Origin of the sequence: Marinobacter shengliensis, assembly GCF_030297115.1 — a bacterium.
GTDB lineage: Bacteria > Pseudomonadota > Gammaproteobacteria > Pseudomonadales > Oleiphilaceae > Marinobacter > Marinobacter shengliensis.
Genome location: NZ_AP028062.1, coordinates 3869622 through 3885737, shown reverse-complemented (window position 1 = coordinate 3885737; position 16116 = coordinate 3869622). Strand labels below are relative to the sequence as shown.

Annotated in this window: 11 protein-coding genes; 9 read left to right on the top strand and 2 right to left on the bottom strand. The window is 60.1% G+C overall.

Annotated elements, in window-relative coordinates; all coding sequences use genetic code 11:
• The first annotated feature begins 120 nt into the window (after window positions 1-120).
• The 7 genes from coaBC (at window position 121) to argA (ending at window position 9251) form a co-directional block, all read left to right on the top strand.
• Window positions 121-1335, top strand: a complete 1215-nt coding sequence (gene coaBC / locus QUE75_RS17855) for a bifunctional phosphopantothenoylcysteine decarboxylase/phosphopantothenate--cysteine ligase CoaBC (protein ID WP_286252180.1) — start codon at window positions 121-123, stop codon at window positions 1333-1335.
• A complete protein-coding gene (gene dut, locus QUE75_RS17850; protein ID WP_286252178.1) occupies window positions 1332-1793 on the top strand; it encodes a dUTP diphosphatase in 462 nt (153 codons plus the stop codon). The genes coaBC and dut overlap by 4 nt, the downstream gene beginning before the upstream one ends.
• A gap of 97 nt (window positions 1794-1890) precedes the next feature.
• Complete coding sequence (locus tag QUE75_RS17845) at window positions 1891-4530, top strand: phosphomannomutase/phosphoglucomutase (protein WP_286252176.1); 2640 nt, start codon at window positions 1891-1893, stop codon at window positions 4528-4530.
• Window positions 4531-4568: 38 nt separating this feature from the next.
• A complete protein-coding gene (gene argB, locus QUE75_RS17840) occupies window positions 4569-5465 on the top strand; it encodes an acetylglutamate kinase (RefSeq protein WP_058091499.1) in 897 nt (298 codons plus the stop codon).
• 24 nt (window positions 5466-5489) lie between these two features.
• The gene (locus QUE75_RS17835) at window positions 5490-6734 is read left to right on the top strand and encodes an acetylornithine deacetylase (protein ID WP_286252173.1); all 1245 of its coding nucleotides are present in this window, start codon (window positions 5490-5492) and stop codon (window positions 6732-6734) included.
• Between the two features lie 22 nt (window positions 6735-6756).
• Window positions 6757-7926 carry an acetylornithine deacetylase gene (argE, locus tag QUE75_RS17830; protein ID WP_286252171.1) on the top strand — a complete coding sequence of 390 codons (1170 nt, stop codon included), beginning with the start codon at window positions 6757-6759 and terminating at the stop codon, window positions 7924-7926.
• A gap of 17 nt (window positions 7927-7943) precedes the next feature.
• The gene (gene argA / locus QUE75_RS17825) at window positions 7944-9251 is read left to right on the top strand and encodes an amino-acid N-acetyltransferase (RefSeq protein WP_286252169.1); all 1308 of its coding nucleotides are present in this window, start codon (window positions 7944-7946) and stop codon (window positions 9249-9251) included.
• Here the strand turns inward: argA and QUE75_RS17820 are convergent.
• Window positions 9225-10295 (bottom strand): aminopeptidase, encoded by a 1071-nt coding sequence (locus QUE75_RS17820; protein ID WP_286252166.1) that lies wholly within the window; start codon window positions 10293-10295, stop codon window positions 9225-9227. The two genes, argA and QUE75_RS17820, sit on opposite strands and share 27 nt — an antisense overlap.
• A gap of 193 nt (window positions 10296-10488) precedes the next feature.
• On the opposite strand from QUE75_RS17820, the gene QUE75_RS17815 reads away from it, so the two are divergent.
• A complete protein-coding gene (locus QUE75_RS17815; RefSeq protein WP_286252163.1) occupies window positions 10489-14241 on the top strand; it encodes a DUF1631 family protein in 3753 nt (1250 codons plus the stop codon).
• 18 nt (window positions 14242-14259) lie between these two features.
• Window positions 14260-15126 carry a phosphoribulokinase gene (locus QUE75_RS17810; RefSeq protein WP_230712873.1) on the top strand — a complete coding sequence of 289 codons (867 nt, stop codon included), beginning with the start codon at window positions 14260-14262 and terminating at the stop codon, window positions 15124-15126.
• A 3-nt stretch (window positions 15127-15129) separates the two neighbouring features.
• Here the strand turns inward: QUE75_RS17810 and QUE75_RS17805 are convergent, their stop codons facing one another.
• Complete coding sequence (locus QUE75_RS17805) at window positions 15130-15990, bottom strand: pirin family protein (RefSeq protein WP_286252161.1); 861 nt, start codon at window positions 15988-15990, stop codon at window positions 15130-15132.
• Window positions 15991-16116: the final 126 nt, after the last annotated feature.

Here is a 16116-nt window from a genome sequence, read left to right as displayed (position 1 = left end):
TACAAAGGTTACTCCAAAAAGTAACATTTGGTAAACGAACGGGTGCTCTTGCAGGCTGCCTGCCGGGCCCGGGCGTGCTATCTTATAACCCTTTCATTTTACGGGATTACGGAGCCCTTCATGGCTGCCAAACGAATTCTGCTGGGAATCACCGGTGGCATTGCTGCCTATAAAAGCGCCGAACTGGTCCGGCTGCTCAAGAAAGCGGGCCTTGAAGTGCGGGTGGTGATGACCCGGGGTGCCGAGGCATTTGTGACGCCGCTGACGTTTCAGGCCCTCAGCGGCGAGCCGGTGCGCACATCGCTGCTCGACCCGGAGGCCGAGGCCGGCATGGGCCATATTGAGCTGGCCAAATGGGCCGATCAGGTGGTGGTGGCGCCCGCGTCTGCGGATTTTCTGGCCCGTCTGGCCCAAGGCATGGCGGATGACCTGCTGACCACGGTCTGTTGTGCCACTGAGGCGCCCATTGCAGTGGCCCCCGCCATGAATCAGGCCATGTGGAAGAATGTCCGGACCCAGAGAAACATGTCTCTGCTGGCGGAAGACCCGCAGATTACCGTCTGGGGGCCGGATCAGGGCGAGCAGGCTTGTGGTGATACAGGCCCTGGCCGGATGCTGGAGCCGGACGCCCTTGCCAGCCGGATTCTGGCTGATGCAACCCGGGCCACTGTCGGAGCGCTGGCGGGAAAACGGGTGGTGATCACTGCCGGCCCTACCCGTGAACCCATTGATCCGGTGCGTTATATCTCCAACCACAGCTCCGGCAAAATGGGTTATGCCCTGGCTCGGGCGGCAGCAGATGCGGGCGCCCAGGTAGTGCTGGTGAGTGGCCCGGTTAACCTGCCGGTGCCGGATGGCGTGGCAGTCCGGCCGGTGATGACGGCGCAAGACATGTTGCAGGAAGCTGAGCGGGTAGTGGCGGAGGGCTGCGACATTTTTATCGCCACGGCGGCGGTGGCTGATTACCGGCCTGCTGCCTGTGCCGGCGACAAGATCAAGAAAACGGACGAAGCGATGACACTGTCGCTGGTGCGCAATCCGGATACGCTGGCGACCATTGCCGCCCGCAAGAATCCTCCGTTTACCGTGGGCTTCGCCGCGGAAACCACAGATGTCGCCCGCTATGCCAACGATAAAATGCAACGCAAGAAGCTCAATATGATCGTGGCCAACGACGTGTCCGTCCCGGGGCTGGGCTTTAACAGCGATCAGAATGCCGTCACGGTATTCTGGCCGAGCGGGGAGCAGGCGATTGGCCCGGACAGCAAGCAGGCCATCGCAGACACATTGGTGGCGTTGATCGCCGAACACAGCAACAAGGTCGGGAACTCATGACGCAAAAGAAACTGCAGGTACGAATCCTGGACGATCGAATTGGCACCGACATACCGTTTCCGGAGTATGCAACGCCGGGCTCGGCCGGCCTGGATCTGCGTGCTTGCCTGAATGCGCCATTAACGGTCGAGCCGGGCGAGACACACCTGATTCCGACCGGACTATCCGTGCACATTGCCGACCCGTCGCTGGCGGCAATGATCCTGCCGCGCAGCGGTCTTGGCCACAAGCACGGCATCGTGCTGGGTAACCTGGTGGGGTTAATCGATTCCGATTACCAGGGTGAATTGATGGTGTCATGCTGGAACCGGGGCCAAACCGCTTTCACCATCGCCATCGGTGAACGTATTGCCCAGCTGGTTCTGGTGCCGGTTGTACAGGCAGACTTTGAAGTGGTGCCTGAATTCGGCGCCAGTACCCGCGGCGAGGGCGGGTTTGGTTCAACCGGAACGCACTGAGTCGGTTACCGGAGGCTGGCAGCGTTTATGCAGGTCGGCGTCTATACTTTGCTGGTAACTGATTGTCCGGGACGTAAAAATCATTGCGGGAAGCACTATGAAACTCGGTAAAAAGAAAATCAAAGAGCCGTCGGTGGATGACAATCCCGAAAAGAAGCCGGGAAAGAAAAACAAGCGAAAAGCAGAATCTTCAGGGTCAGGCCTCAAGCGACTCAATACCGTAGCACTCAACCAGGCGCTGGTGGTGGTTCTGGCCGGCGTGGTTGCGGTGGCCCTGCTTCATTTCCTGGTCATTGTGCCCGCCGGTGAGCGCAGTTACCAGCAGGCCCGGGTGGTTGAGGCCGACGGCGCCCAACAGAGGCTGAACCAGTATTTTAGCGCCCAGCAGGAACAAGTGCGTGCCCTGGCCAATCAGCGCTATGTGAGCAATCAGCTTGCCGAACAAGGTGACCGGGACGAGCTGGCGCGCCAGCTGCAGGCGGCGTTGCCGGGAGCCCAGGCGGTTTTTGTCTTCCGTTACCGCGATATTCCCCGCACCGGCAGCAGCGACAGCCTGCTCGGGTTTGCCGGCCTGGAGCTGGCCCGGCGGGCAGAGAACGGGCAGTCACTATTGCCGGACGCCTTTCCCCGTAACGATCAGTGGTATCTTCAGTACGCCGCGCCAGTTCGACATCCGGTCAGCAATGCAGTGCAGGGCAGTGTGCTTGTGGTTTACGGCGCGGATCAGCTCCAGCCGCTTCTGACCGTTGGCAACCGCCAGTTGGGAGGCCAGTTGTCGCTGGTGCAGGCGGCATCGGGTTCCCAGCGCACCGTGGTCAGCGCCGGCCGGGGGGCGGGCCCTTCTGAAGCCAGAACCCTGACGAATCCGGACTGGTCGGTGGTGTTCCAGCCGGCCCGGGCGCCAGAGGCGCCGGTCAATACCATTGTGGCTGCCGTGCTGGTCGGCATTCCGGCACTGGCGGCCGCGATTGTTGTCTGGGTGTTGTTGGGCGGCGCCCAGCGAGGCATTCGCCAGGATGTAACGGCCCTGATCCAGTGGTCGCACAAGGTGTTTGGTGGCGAGCGGGTGAAACTGCCGACCTTCCGTTGGGATATGGTGGCCTCTACTGGCGAGGTGCTGTTCCGCCTGTCGCAGATGGTTGATAAACGGCTGGCAAAGGCCGCCGAGAGCGCAAAACCGCAGCCATCGGCAGCTGGTGCCAGAAAGCCCGCCTCCGGTGAAGAAGAACCCCTGTTCCAGGACAAGGACATGCCCGACATCGATATGCTCGATGGCGACGAGGATGTGCTTGGTTTTGGCAGTGGCGATGATGCCCTGTTTGATGAGGATATCCCCGAGGTAGTGGAAGCCGAGCTGCCGTCGGTCGAGGTTGCCCCTGAAATCTTCAGGGCCTATGACATCCGGGGCATTGTTGGCGAGACCTTGTCGCCCGACGTGGTGAGGGTGATTGGTCTTGCCATTGGTTCCGAGGCCTCGGCCCGTGGAGTTACCTCTATCTGCGTTGGTTACGATGGTCGCCATTCCAGCCCGGACCTGGCCGATGCGCTGGCCAGTGGCCTCATGGCCACCGGCTGCAATGTGATCCATGTGGGGGCGGTGCCCACGCCGGTACTCTATTTTGCCACACACCAGCTGCAAACCGGCTCCGGTGTGATGGTGACCGGTAGCCACAACCCCGCCAACTATAATGGCCTGAAAATCATGCTGGGCGGTGAAACCCTGTCTGGCGAGGCGATTCAGAAACTTTACCAGCGTATTCAGACCGCCGACTTCACCTCTGGTCAGGGCGCCCAGTCCCGGGAAGATGTGCGCCGGGCCTATCTGGACCGGATTGTCGGTGACATCGCCGTGGCTGCCCCGCTCAAAGTCGTGGTGGATGCCGGCAATGGTATCGCGGGCGAACTCGGCCCCATGCTGATCGAGGAACTTGGCTGTGAGGTAACCCCGCTGTATTGCGAGGTAGATGGCGACTTCCCCAATCACCACCCGGACCCCGGCAAGCCAGCCAATCTGCAGGATCTGATCGCCAAAGTGCAGGAAACCGGCGCCGATATCGGCTTGGCCTTCGACGGTGACGGCGACCGCCTGGGCGTGGTGACCAACACTGGCAAGATCATCTGGCCAGACCGGTTACTGATGCTGTTCGCCCGGGATGTGGTGTCCCGTAACCCGGGCGCGGACGTACTGTACGATGTGAAATGCAGCCGCCGCCTGGCGGGCGTGATTTCCGAAGCCGGCGGCCGGCCCATCATGTGGAAATCCGGCCACTCCCTGATGAAAGCGAAAATGAAAGAAAGCGGTGCCCTGTTGGCTGGTGAAATGAGCGGCCACGTGTTCTTTGGTGAGCGTTGGTACGGTTTCGATGACGGCCTGTATTCGGCAGCCCGGTTGCTGGAAATCCTGGGTATTGAGGATCGTCACAGTGACGATGTCTTTGCCGATTTCCCTGAGGATATCAGCACGCCTGAGCTGAATGTCGAGGTGACGGAAAGCGAGAAGTTCGCGATCATTGAGCGCCTCGGTGAACTGGGTGAATTTGGTGACGGCAACATCAGTACCATCGACGGCATTCGGGTAGATTATACCGATGGCTGGGGGCTGTGCCGGGCATCCAACACCACGCCGGTTCTGGTACTCAGGTTCGAAGCTGAAACCGACGAGGCGCTTGAACGAATCAAAGCCGTCTTCCGCGAACAATTACAGAAGGCCGCACCCGACCTGGTTGCGGGCTTCTGACAAGACACATTCTCTGACAGTAAGGAATGCACATCACCATGGCGCTGGATCGTGAAACAGCAATGCAGGTGGCCTCGGTACTGAGCCGGGGCCTGCCCTATATCCAAAGATTTACTGGCAAGACCGTTGTGATCAAATACGGCGGTAATGCCATGGAAAACGAAGAGCTCAAAAGCAGCTTTGCCCGGGACGTGGTGCTGATGAAACTGGTGGGTATCAACCCCATCGTGGTTCACGGCGGCGGCCCCCAGATTGGCGAGCTGCTGGAGCGTTTGAACATCAAATCCCGCTTTGTGAACGGCATGCGCGTAACCGATGCTGAAACCATGGATGTGGTGGAAATGGTGCTGGGTGGCCAGGTAAACAAGGAAATTGTATCCCTGATCAACGCCCAGGGAGGCACCGCCGTGGGCCTGACCGGTAAAGACGCCAACCTGATTCGTGCCCGCAAGCTGGAGGTGGTTGACCGTTCACCGGAACTGGAACGACCGGAGATCATCGACATTGGCCACGTGGGCGAGGTTGCCAGTGTTAATGTCGACGTGATCGACATGCTCACCCGTAGCAACGTGATTCCGGTGATCGCCCCGATCGGTGTGGGCCCGGATGGCGCCTCCTACAACATCAACGCCGACCTGGTGGCCGGCAAGGTGGCGGAAGCCATGAAGGCGGAAAAGCTGATTCTGCTGACCAATGTCTCCGGCCTGAAGAGCAAGGAAGACAAGGTGCTGACCGGCCTGACCGCCCAGCAGGTCAACGATCTGATTGATGATGGCACCATCCACGGGGGCATGCTGCCGAAGATTCGCTGCGCGCTCAGTGCGGTGGAAAACGGCGTGCGCACCTCCCACATCATTGATGGCCGTGTTGCCCATGCCTGTCTGCTGGAAATCTTTACCGACGAAGGCGTTGGTACCCTGATTTCCCGGAACTAAACAACCTGACCCGGGAGCAACCGGATGAAGCGCCTGTTGTCATTTCTGATCACGTTGGGAATCGTGGCTTTTGTCGGTTTCAAGGCCGGCGTCTGGTGGCTGACGGATCAGCGCATGGCACAAGCGCGGTCGGAGCTTTCCAGCTATGGTGTGCTGGAGCGAGGCCAGATTGGTTCCGCTCTGGATGGGCGGGTGACCCTGAGGCAATCCCGCTGGGAAGATTTCCGACTGACCCAGCCGTTGCAGCTGGGTCTGATTGAGTTTGATGCCGGTTCCCCGGTGACCCTGCTGACCACCCTGGCCAACCCGTCACCGCTGCCGGCGACCTGGTCGCTGGCGGCAGAGCAGGCCAGCATGGCTCTTGAGCCTACCATGTTCCGGAACTGGCTGACCGCCGGTACCGAGACACAATCGCGGCTGCCGCCGCTGGTGTCACTGGCCTGTGCACCTGATCCCCGGCAGCAGTTGGGCAGTGGCGACCTGATGCGCATGGGCATTTCCGCTATTCGCGGTGATGTGCACCTGAACCAGAGCCCTGAGGGGGTCCGGTTGGAGATCAACAGTGCAGAAACCGGCAGCCTGGAAGCGGAATGGTCGGGCGCCCGGGTTCATCTCTCCGGCCTGGCGGCCACCCTGGAGAGCAGTGCTGAACCGGTTCGTATTACGTTTCGTGATGCCGGCCTGATGCGCCGCCTGTCGGCATACTGTGCCCGGGAAACCGGGCAGGACGTGAACCAATGGGCCCGTAACGCTGTCTCGGTGATGGAGGCAGGCCTGAAAGCCCGCGGCTACGATGGTAGCGATCAGTTACTGGCGCTCTATCGACAGTGGCTGATGGAAGGTGGCGAGTTGCAATTTGCCATTCAGCCCGGCGCTGGAACTTATGGAATACCGGTACGCTCCGAATCGGTGCCCGAAGCGGCCTGGCCCGTTGACTATAACGGTGCCGGGGTTCCCGACATCTACCTGACCGAAATGGAGGCCCCGGAGCCACAGCTGCCCCTGGAAGCTCTGGAACCTGTGATCCCCCAGGAGGAGCCCGGTGTTCAGCAATGGTACCCTGCGGACCTGGACGGGGCGCAGAGCTGGCTGGGGCGGCAGGTGAGGGTAACGCTGTCTAACGGCAATCAGGTAGAAGGCCGCCTGGTCAGCGTGGGTGAGCGTGAGCTGGAAGTGTCACGCACCGTTGCTGGCGGCGAAGTGGCCTATCCGATACTGATCCGTGCGATCACCCAATTCGATGTCTGGCGGCGGGGCAGGGCAGACTGAGATCAACAGCCGGGAGGCTACCATGGCGCACAGCACTGACAAGTTACAGACCGTACCGGGCATCCGGGACATGCTGACCCGGTTGATTTCGTTGCCCTCCATCAGCAGCGCATCACCGGACTGGGACCACAGCAACGAAGCGGTGGTGAGAACCCTGGCCGAATGGCTGGAGCCTATGGGGTTTGCGGTGGAAATCCTGGAAGTGCCAGGTATGCCGGGTAAATACAATCTGATTGCCACCCTGGGCAGCGGTCCGGGCGGGTTGGTGCTTTCTGGCCACACCGATACCGTTCCGTTCGATGACAAGCGCTGGCAAAGTGATCCGTTCACGCTGACCGAAAAGGACAATCGCTGGTACGGCCTGGGCACCTGCGATATGAAAGGCTTCTTTCCACTCGCCATTGAAGCGGCCAAAGCCTTTGTTGACCAGCCGCTTCAGCAACCGCTGATTATCCTGGCCACAGCGGACGAAGAAAGCTCCATGAACGGCGCCCGGGCCCTGGCCGAGGCCGGCAAACCGAAGGCCCGGTATGCGGTGATCGGCGAGCCGACCAATCTCAAGCCGGTTCGGATGCACAAGGGCATCATGATGGAACGGCTGCGGTTTGATGGTCAGTCCGGCCATTCCTCCAATCCGGACCTTGGTCGTAACGCCCTGGAGGGGATGCATGAAGCCCTGGGCGAGCTGCTGAGCCTGCGAGCTGAATGGCAGGAACGATACCAAAACCCCAACTTCAAGGTGCAGGTGCCGACGCTGAACCTGGGCTGCATTCACGGCGGCGACAATCCGAATCGGATCTGCGCCCAGTGCGAACTCCACTTCGATTTGCGCCCGCTGCCCGGGATGAACATGGAAACCCTGCGTCAGGCAATCCTCAGCCGGATGCAGCCACTGGCCGAGCGCCGGCAGTTGAATCTGACTTTCGAGCCCTTGTTCGACGGCGTACCGCCGTTCGAAACGCCGGCCGACGCGGCCCTGGTCAAGGCCTGTGAAGCGCTGACCGGCCATACCGCCCATGCGGTTGCCTTCGCCACCGAGGCGCCCTGGTTGCAGAAGCTGGGCCTGGAAACCCTGGTGATGGGGCCTGGTTCCATCGACCAGGCCCATCAGCCGGATGAGTTTCTCGAGATGTCGCAATTACAACCAACCGTGGATATTCTGCGCGGGCTGATCAAGCAGTTTTGTCTGTGATGGAAGGGGAGAAAGGTTTGAAATCGAACGAATGGCTGCACGGATTCCGCCACTCATCTCCGTACATCAATGCTCATCGCGGCCGAACCGTTGTGCTGACCATGCCTGGCGATGCCATCGAGCACCGGAACTTCATCAATATCATCCACGATATTGCCTTGCTCAGCAGTCTGGGTGTGCGCCTGGTGGTGGCCTTTGGTGGTCGCCCGCAGATTCAGTCCCGGCTGGACGACGCCGGCCTGGAGTCCGCCTTTGCCCGTGGCCTGCGCATCACCCCGGATAACCACCTGCCCCTGGTTATGGAGGCTATTGGCGGATTGCGGGCCTACCTGGAGAGCCAGTTATCCATGGGCCTGGTTAACTCGCCCATGCACAATGCCAGAATCCGGGTCACCAGTGGAAACTATGTCACCGCCAAGCCCGTGGGCGTGCTGGATGGCGTGGATTTCGGCTACACCGGGAAAGTGCGCCGGGTGGATACCCGTGGCATCGAACAGCTGCTGGAACGAGGCCACATCGTTCTGTTGCCGCCGATGGGGTACTCACCCACCGGTGATGCTTTCAATCTGTCTTACGAGGACGTTGGCAGCCAGGTGGCGGCTGCCTTGCAGGCAGAAAAACTGATCGTGTTCATTGATGACGAAGGCCTGCTTGAGGAAGACGGCTCACTGATTCGGGAGCTGTCGGCCCGCCAGGCGTCGGAACGCCTCAATACCAATGTGGTGACCGGCCATGACGCGGCACTGCTCAAAGCAGCCTGTGATGCCTGTGTGAAAGGCGTGCGCCGGGCCCACATCATCAGCTACGTTGAGGATGGCGCGTTGCTGGAGGAACTGTTCACCCGGGACGGTTCCGGAACCCTGGTCAGCGGGGATAACTACGAGCAGATCCGCCAGGCCAGGGTGGAAGATATCGGGGGTATTCTGGAGTTGATCCAGCCCCTTGAAGAGCAGGGCATCCTGGTGCGCCGCTCCCGGGAAATGCTGGAAACCGAAGTGGACCGCTTCGTCGTGGCCGAGCGGGATGGCACCATCGTTGGCTGTGCTGCCCTGTATCACTACCCGGACGAAGGCACCGGTGAACTGTCCTGTTTTGCGGTCGACCCGTCGTACCGGCGTGCCGGGCGTGGTGACGACATTCTGGCGATGATTGAAAAGCTGGCGAAGGCCCAGGGTATCCGCAAACTGTTCGTGCTGACCACCCAGACCGAACACTGGTTCCGGGAGCGGGGCTTTCTGCCCACGGCGGTGCAGGATCTGCCCGGGCCAAAGCTGGCCTCCTACAACACCCAGCGCAACTCAAAGGTGTTCTACAAACCGTTGTGACAGGGCGCTGAGCTGTTGTTCCCGCTCCTCCGGCGTGGCCCTGGACAAGGTCTTGACCGAGTCATAGAAGCGCCCGAAGTCGTAGTGGTGATCCCGCAACAATTGCCTGAATGCCGGCACATGCTGGTTGTATTGCTGGAACAGAGCCAGGTTGGCGTTGTTCAGGCGCACCGGCGGTGTGCCAAATGGGCCAGGCTCCGGGTAGTCTTCTGATAGCTCGGCGTAGGCATGGGCCAGTTCCTCCAACAGGGTTGCCTTGCGGTCCCTTAGCACGTCTGCGGCCAGTACCTGTTTTTGCTGATAAAGCTGTCGGAGCTGTGCGCCGACGTCGTTGACCAGGTCCAGGGTCCGATTACGGTGCTCCAGCCGCTGCAGGGCGCGGTCAAAACCGGCTTCGGACGCCTGCTGTTCCAGCCAGATTCTCAGGCCTTCCAGTTCAACGGCGGTGGCAAAGCTTTCGTTGAACGCGGTGTCTTCCTTGATATACACCACCTGATGGGCCAGTTCGTGGAACATCAGTGCCACCATGCGGTCATCTGGCAGGCTGGTAAAACCGGTGTGCAGAGGGTCATTGAACCAGCCCAGGGTAGAGTAGGCAGTGACGGCGCCGATGAAGGTGTCGTAATCCTGTGCGTTGAACCGGGCCTGCTCCTTGCGCGCCCGCTCCAGATTGAAGTAGCCTCGATAGGCTTGGCAGCCCACCACGGGATAACACCACTGGTGAGGGTCCAGCGAGAATTCGGGTACAGCAACCAGGTTGACCACAACCCAGGGCTGGTCCAGTTCAACGTATTTGGTAAAGGCCTTGCCGACGGGTAGCTGAAGTACGTCATTTGCGAAGGTGCGTGCGGACTGTGCAACGGACAGTTTTCGTTTCAGTTCAGGGTCAGTTTGTGGGTCGCGGGCAACGGATTCCACGGGTTGTCCCCGCAGCATCAGTGAAAGATGGCCGCCCACTGCCTGACCATAGTAGCCAATGGTCGAACACCCCTGGAGCCCCGTTAACAGTAGCAAAAGAAGATAGATCTGACTAAGCTGTCTCATGTATCCGTACGTTGTGATTGATGGTCTTTCCGGCTCCGCCCTGGTGCTCGTCGTGACAGGCTCGCTGGCTGTTTTCCGGGGCTGGCTATACTCTTTTTATCATAACAGCAGATCACAGCCACTAACTCAGGGATGTTCGCCAGGGCGACGGTCATTGGCGACCAGGCCGGCTTATCAATTGGTCAGGTAGTTCATGGATCCGAGAGAACGTCGTAGCAGTACCCGACAGCCCATTAAACTCGCGGCACAGATCGACGCAGGTGGCGGTAATACCTGGCCCTGCCAGATTGCTGATTTTTGCGCCGAAGGCCTGTTCATACGTTATTCCGGTGAAACCTCCCGAAAACTGGACCGGGTGTTCGATCAAAACCAGCCGTCCGAGCTGGTGGTTCGTTTTCGCGGTGCGGATGGTCAGCGTCGTTACGAACTGCACGTCAGTCCCGTTCGGCGTATCGACGGCGCCATGGGGGTAAACTTCACCCGCTCTAATCCCGACGCCCTGAATGCCATGCTGCAGCTTTGCGGCAGCAGTGGTGATCAGGCCAGGTCGTCGTTGCGGGCGCCGAGTGAGCGTGTGCAGTTTGTTCTCCATCAGTCCGCAAAAACGGTAACCAGTTTCATTGAGCCGCTGATGGATGCCTGTTTCGTGCAGATGGCAGAGGCGCTCCGCAAGGCTGCCCAGAAGGCACCCAGCGACCAGTTGGCCAACGAGTATATGGACGCCTCAGGGCAGCTCCAGGCACGCCAGAGGATTCTTTGGCACCATATGGCGAGGTTCCTGGAATCTCCTCTGAAGCCAGCCCAGAAGGGCGCGCCGGGGGCTGAGTTGTCTGTGGTCGACAAGAACGAGTTCGAAGACTGGCTGACCATCCGGGTAATGGTCACCCGGGCCGATACCCAGTACCGGGGCGACCTGCTTCAGCTCAAGCTGCGACTGGACAAGCTCGGTATCGCCAATCGCACCGGCCACCACAACCCGCTTGGGCCAGCGCTGGTCTGTGAGGCTTTCCATCATGCCCTGTTACAGCTCAAGGCAACCAGGGAGGTGGAGAAAGTCTGCCTGAAGACCTTTGAGCAAACCGTGCTTAAACAACTGGCGCCGCTGTACCGGGAACTGAACAACATTCTTATTCGCCATGGTGTGTTGCCAGACCTGGACCTGTCCAAATACCTCAGTGAGCAGGCACCGCCAAAGAACGAGCCCACGCCCGCTCCGACAGTCACCAGGCCAGAAGAGACCCCAGCCGAGAGCCCGGCCCAGCCCGCCGAGGAATCCCGCGCCACGACCGCAAGTCGAGCCCTGAAAAGCCGGTTATCCGGTGAATTCCGTGGCTACGCCCAGGCCGCCCAGACGGCGTTTTCCACCGTTCGCAATCTGCTCACAACCCTGCAGGCAAGCCGGGTTTCCCGAGGGGAAAGTCCCCAGGAGGACTTTGCCCCCAATGCGCGCCCACTGTCGACCGGTGAACTGCACCGGGAATTGCAGGAGTTGCAGGTGCGCGCGGCGGGCCAGGAAGAATCCGCCGCCCCGCTGAAAGAGCGTGTGGTCGAGAAGATCAAGGAAATCGGCGAAGCCCGGCTGGATGACGAGCAGCAGCAAACCCTGGATGTCGTTGATCGCTTTTTCAAAAGTGTCGTGGAAAGCCCCAAGCTCAGTGACTATGTGCAGGCCCGGATGCGTCAACTGGAAGTCCCGGTGCTCAAGGTAGTGATGCGGGATCCGGCGTTTTTCGAGGATCAGGACAGCCCTGTCCGCGGCGTGATGAACCGTTTGGCCCAGCTGGGGGTGAAGGGTGGCCGCCTGAACCCGGTGGTCCAGCGACGGGTCGACGAGCTGGTTCAGCGCATTGCCACGGATTTCGAGCAGGACACCGGCGTGTTTGAACAGACGGTGACCGAGCTGGACACCCTGATTGACCGGCAGAATCTAGTCTACCGCCGGAACGTCGAGCGTGTAACGGCAGCGGCCGAGGGTGCCCAGAAGGTGTCTGAGTCCAAGGCGGCGGTGAGCGCCGCGATTGATCAGCGTATTGCCGGTCGCAAGGTACCCCGGGCGCTGGTCAGTTTGCTGGAAGGCGGCTGGCGGGACCTTTTGTCACTGACCTGGATTCGCCAGGGGCCAGACAGTCAGCTCTGGCAGGACTACCTGGCGGTGATTGATTCGCTGCTGGCCTTTGCCGATGATCCGGAGAGCAGTATCAACCTGCCGGAGCTTCTGCGGCTGATCCAGGACGGCCTGGCGTCGATATCCAGCAATCACATGCCGTCATCCCAGATTCGCGATGAATTGAAGCACTTCCTGGTTCGCCGGCCCGACAAAACCCCTGAGATGGTCGAAGTACCGCCGGCAAAAACAACCGAGAAAGACCCGCAAACCCTCAACGAGCGGGAACAGCGCAGCCTTCAGCGCTGGATCAACCGGTCACAGCAGCTGCGTACCGGGGACTGGCTGCGGGACCAGACCCGGCCTGATGAACCCCAGTATATCCGGCTGGTCTGGATTGCCCGGGGCTTTAGCCGCTTTGTCTTCGTCAATCATCAGGGCATGCGGGTGGTTGAGCTGGAGCTGGACGCGCTGGCCCGGCAGATGCGCAAAGGCATCATCGTGCCTGATAACCAGTACGACCGACCACTGGTGGATGAAAGTATCGACCGCATGGTCCGCAACGTTTATGACCAGCTGTCCTGGGCATCCACCCATGACGAGCTGACCCGTTTGCTCAACCGCCGGGAGTTCGAACGGATGCTGGAGCAGCAGCTGGCCCGTCGTGAAGACAGCCGCACTCTGTTGCATCTGGACCTGCGTGGCTTCCGGTTGCTCAATGATACCGCTGGCTACCAGGCTGGTGATGAAACCCTCAAACAGGTGGCAGAGCTGTTGTGCCGCCATGTGGGTGATGGCATGCCGGTGGCGCGCCTGGCCGGCAATGAGTTCGCCATGCTGGTTGCGGAAGAGCAGGGCCAGGATGTGGCCGCTGCCCTGATCGAGGCCATTGAATCGGCAGAGTTTGCCTTTGGCGGCCGCCAGTATACGTTGTCGGCGAACGTTGGCCTGGTGGCCGAGTTGCCGGCTCTGGTGAGTGCTGAACGCTGGCTGAGAAGTTCGGAGCAGGCGTTATCCCAGGCCCGGAAAATGGGGCCGGGCAAGATCGCCGAATATACCCTGGATGCCGATGACCAGGCCCGCCAGGAGCAGATCGCTGCGCGCGTCGCCAGCCTGTCGGATCCGGATGAAGAGCGCATGCTGCTGCGCTGCCAGAAGATCATACCGCTTCATGCCGAGGCCCGGATGACGGCCCAGTATGAGATTCTGATCAGCATGTACGATGACAGCGGCGCCCTGATAACCGGCCAGGATTTTGTACGCATGGCTGAGCGCTATGATCGCATGCAGGCGGTGGACCGCTGGGTGGTCGGGCATATGCTGGACTGGCTGAGGGACCAGGCGCCGGACCCCCGACATGTCGGGGGCGTGTGTATCAACCTGTCTGGGTATTCGTTGAATGATCAGAGCTTGCTGGAATTTATCTACGAGAAGCTCAGTGAAAAAGACGCGCCCATCGAACGGCTTTGGTTTGAGCTGACCGAGGCATCTGCCATCAGCGACGTGCAGGCGGTGGCCGATTTCATCCTGGAAATGAAAGAGCTGGGCTGCCGGTTCTGCCTGGGTAATTTCGGCAGTGGCCCCAGTTCGTTCCAGTTCATGCGTTCCCTGCCGGTGGATCTGATCAAGATTGACAGTGCCTTCACCAGCCAGCTGGTGTCGAGCCAGACTGATCAGGCAATGGTGAGATCCATGGTGGACATGGCGCACTACATGAACCGGGAAGTCATTGCCTCCCAGGTTGAATCCCGAGACGTTCTGGATATGCTCAGGCAGCTGGGTGTGGACTATGCTCAGGGCTTTGTTGTTGAAAAACCCCGCTTGCTTACCAGCCTGACCTGATCCGGGAATTTGCTCATTATGTCCAAACGCCACCCTATCATTGCGGTGACCGGCTCCTCCGGGGCCGGCACGACCACCACCGGCCAGATTTTCAGGCGGCTGTTTGCCAGTGAGGAGTTGAACGCCGCCATGGTGGGGGGGGACAGTTTCCACCGGTACACCCGGGAACAGATGGCCCGGCTGGCGGCCAAGGGGCAGTTTGGCGAGCGTAACCACTTCGCCCTGGAAGCCAATCATATCGACCGTCTGGAAGCTTTGTTCTATGACTACAGCCATACCGGCAACGGACGATACCGCCAGTACGTTCACGATGAAGATCGCCAGCTGGTTGAGGCCGGTCATAAACCGGGGACATTCACCGCCTGGGGACCACTGCCGGCAGACACGGACCTGCTGTTCTACGAAGGGCTGCACGGGGGAGTGATCAGCGAAAGCTACAACATTGCCCAGTACGTTGACCTGCTGATCGGCGTTGTGCCCATTGTAAACCTGGAATGGATCCAGAAAATCCATCGGGATACCAACCAGCGGGGGTACAGTCAGGAGGCGGTAGTACAGACCATCATCAACCGCATGGAAGACTACGTGCACGATATCGTGCCCCAGTTTTCCCATACCCACATCAACTTCCAGCGGATACCGCTGGTGGATACCTCCAACCCCTTCATCGCCCGGGATGTGCCCAGTGAAGATGAAAGCATGGTGGTGATCCACTTTCGCGACTCCAACGAGGTGGACTTTTCCTGGCTGTTGCAGGCCATTCCCCAGAGCACGCTGTCACGCCACGACACGCTGGTGATTCCGGGGCCAAAGATGGCGTTGGCCATGGAGCTGATTATCCGCCCCATGATCCAACGCCTGATGGCGGGCCGAACCTTCGCCTGATGTTCAGGCGGCGGTTAAGCGACCGGTCTGGTAATCCCTCAGTGCCTGCTCGATTTCCTCACGGGTATTCATCACGAATGGTCCGTACTGAACAATAGGCTCACCTATCGGGCGGCCTGCAATCAACAGCAGCCGGGCACCGGATGGGCCAGCCGCCAGCAGGATCTCATCGCCGTCATCCAGCAGGTTGGCAGCCGATAGCCGAAGTTGGGTTTGTGCCTCACCAGTAACCAGGCTCGCGTTGCCCTCGTAGAGGTACAGCATGGCGTTCAGGGGCTGTGCCACGGGCAGCGAAAGCTGGGCATTGGGCTCAAGGTGAATGTCGGCGTATAGCGGTTCGGTAGTGCCGCCGGTCACGGCGCCGGATACCTGCACGCTGCTGACGTTCATCTCGCCGGCAATCAGCTTTACGGAGGCTCCGGGCTGGTTGAACACGGGGATGTCTTCGGGCTGAATATCCCGGTAGCCGGCTGGCTTCATTTTCTCGGCTGCCGGCAGGTTCAGCCACAACTGGAAGCCGCGCATGACACCGGATTCCTGTTGCGGCATTTCAGAATGCACGATGCCCCGGCCGGCGGTCATCCATTGCACGCCACCATTACGAAGGTTGCCACGGTTGCCCAGGTGGTCTTCGTGCAGCATGTGCCCTTCGATCATGTAGGTGACCGTCTCGAAGCCCCGGTGCGGGTGTGCAGGGAAGCCGGCGATATAGTCCTGGGGCTGGTCGGAGCCAAACTCATCCAGCATCAGGAAAGGGTCCATGCGAATGGCCTGGCTTTGACCCAGTGAGCGTTTGATTTTTACGCCGGCGCCATCAGAGGTGCCCAGGGCGGGAATGATTTGTTTCAGGGAGCGAAGCGTCATGTCGTCCTCCTCTCGTTGATGATGGTTCTATTAAACCGGGGAGAGACGAAGGATGAAAACGCAGAATTCTGGCGGGGCAGATCAAAAAAACTGAAGAAGTTCAGCGGTGGCACGATGCCACCGCTG

Bases quoted from the DNA above. Each gene is read 5' to 3' on its own strand.
- QUE75_RS17805 (WP_286252161.1), bottom strand. From the start codon at position 15,990: ATGACGCTTCGCTCCCTGAAACAAATCATTCCCGCCCTGGGCACCTCT.
- coaBC (WP_286252180.1), top strand. From the start codon at position 121: ATGGCTGCCAAACGAATTCTGCTGGGAATCACCGGTGGCATTGCTGCC.
- QUE75_RS17835 (WP_286252173.1), top strand. From the start codon at position 5,490: ATGAAGCGCCTGTTGTCATTTCTGATCACGTTGGGAATCGTGGCTTTT.
- argE (WP_286252171.1), top strand. From the start codon at position 6,757: ATGGCGCACAGCACTGACAAGTTACAGACCGTACCGGGCATCCGGGAC.
- dut (WP_286252178.1), top strand. From the start codon at position 1,332: ATGACGCAAAAGAAACTGCAGGTACGAATCCTGGACGATCGAATTGGC.
- QUE75_RS17815 (WP_286252163.1), top strand. From the start codon at position 10,489: ATGGATCCGAGAGAACGTCGTAGCAGTACCCGACAGCCCATTAAACTC.
- QUE75_RS17810 (WP_230712873.1), top strand. From the start codon at position 14,260: ATGTCCAAACGCCACCCTATCATTGCGGTGACCGGCTCCTCCGGGGCC.
- QUE75_RS17845 (WP_286252176.1), top strand. From the start codon at position 1,891: ATGAAACTCGGTAAAAAGAAAATCAAAGAGCCGTCGGTGGATGACAAT.
- QUE75_RS17820 (WP_286252166.1), bottom strand. From the start codon at position 10,295: ATGAGACAGCTTAGTCAGATCTATCTTCTTTTGCTACTGTTAACGGGG.
- argB (WP_058091499.1), top strand. From the start codon at position 4,569: ATGGCGCTGGATCGTGAAACAGCAATGCAGGTGGCCTCGGTACTGAGC.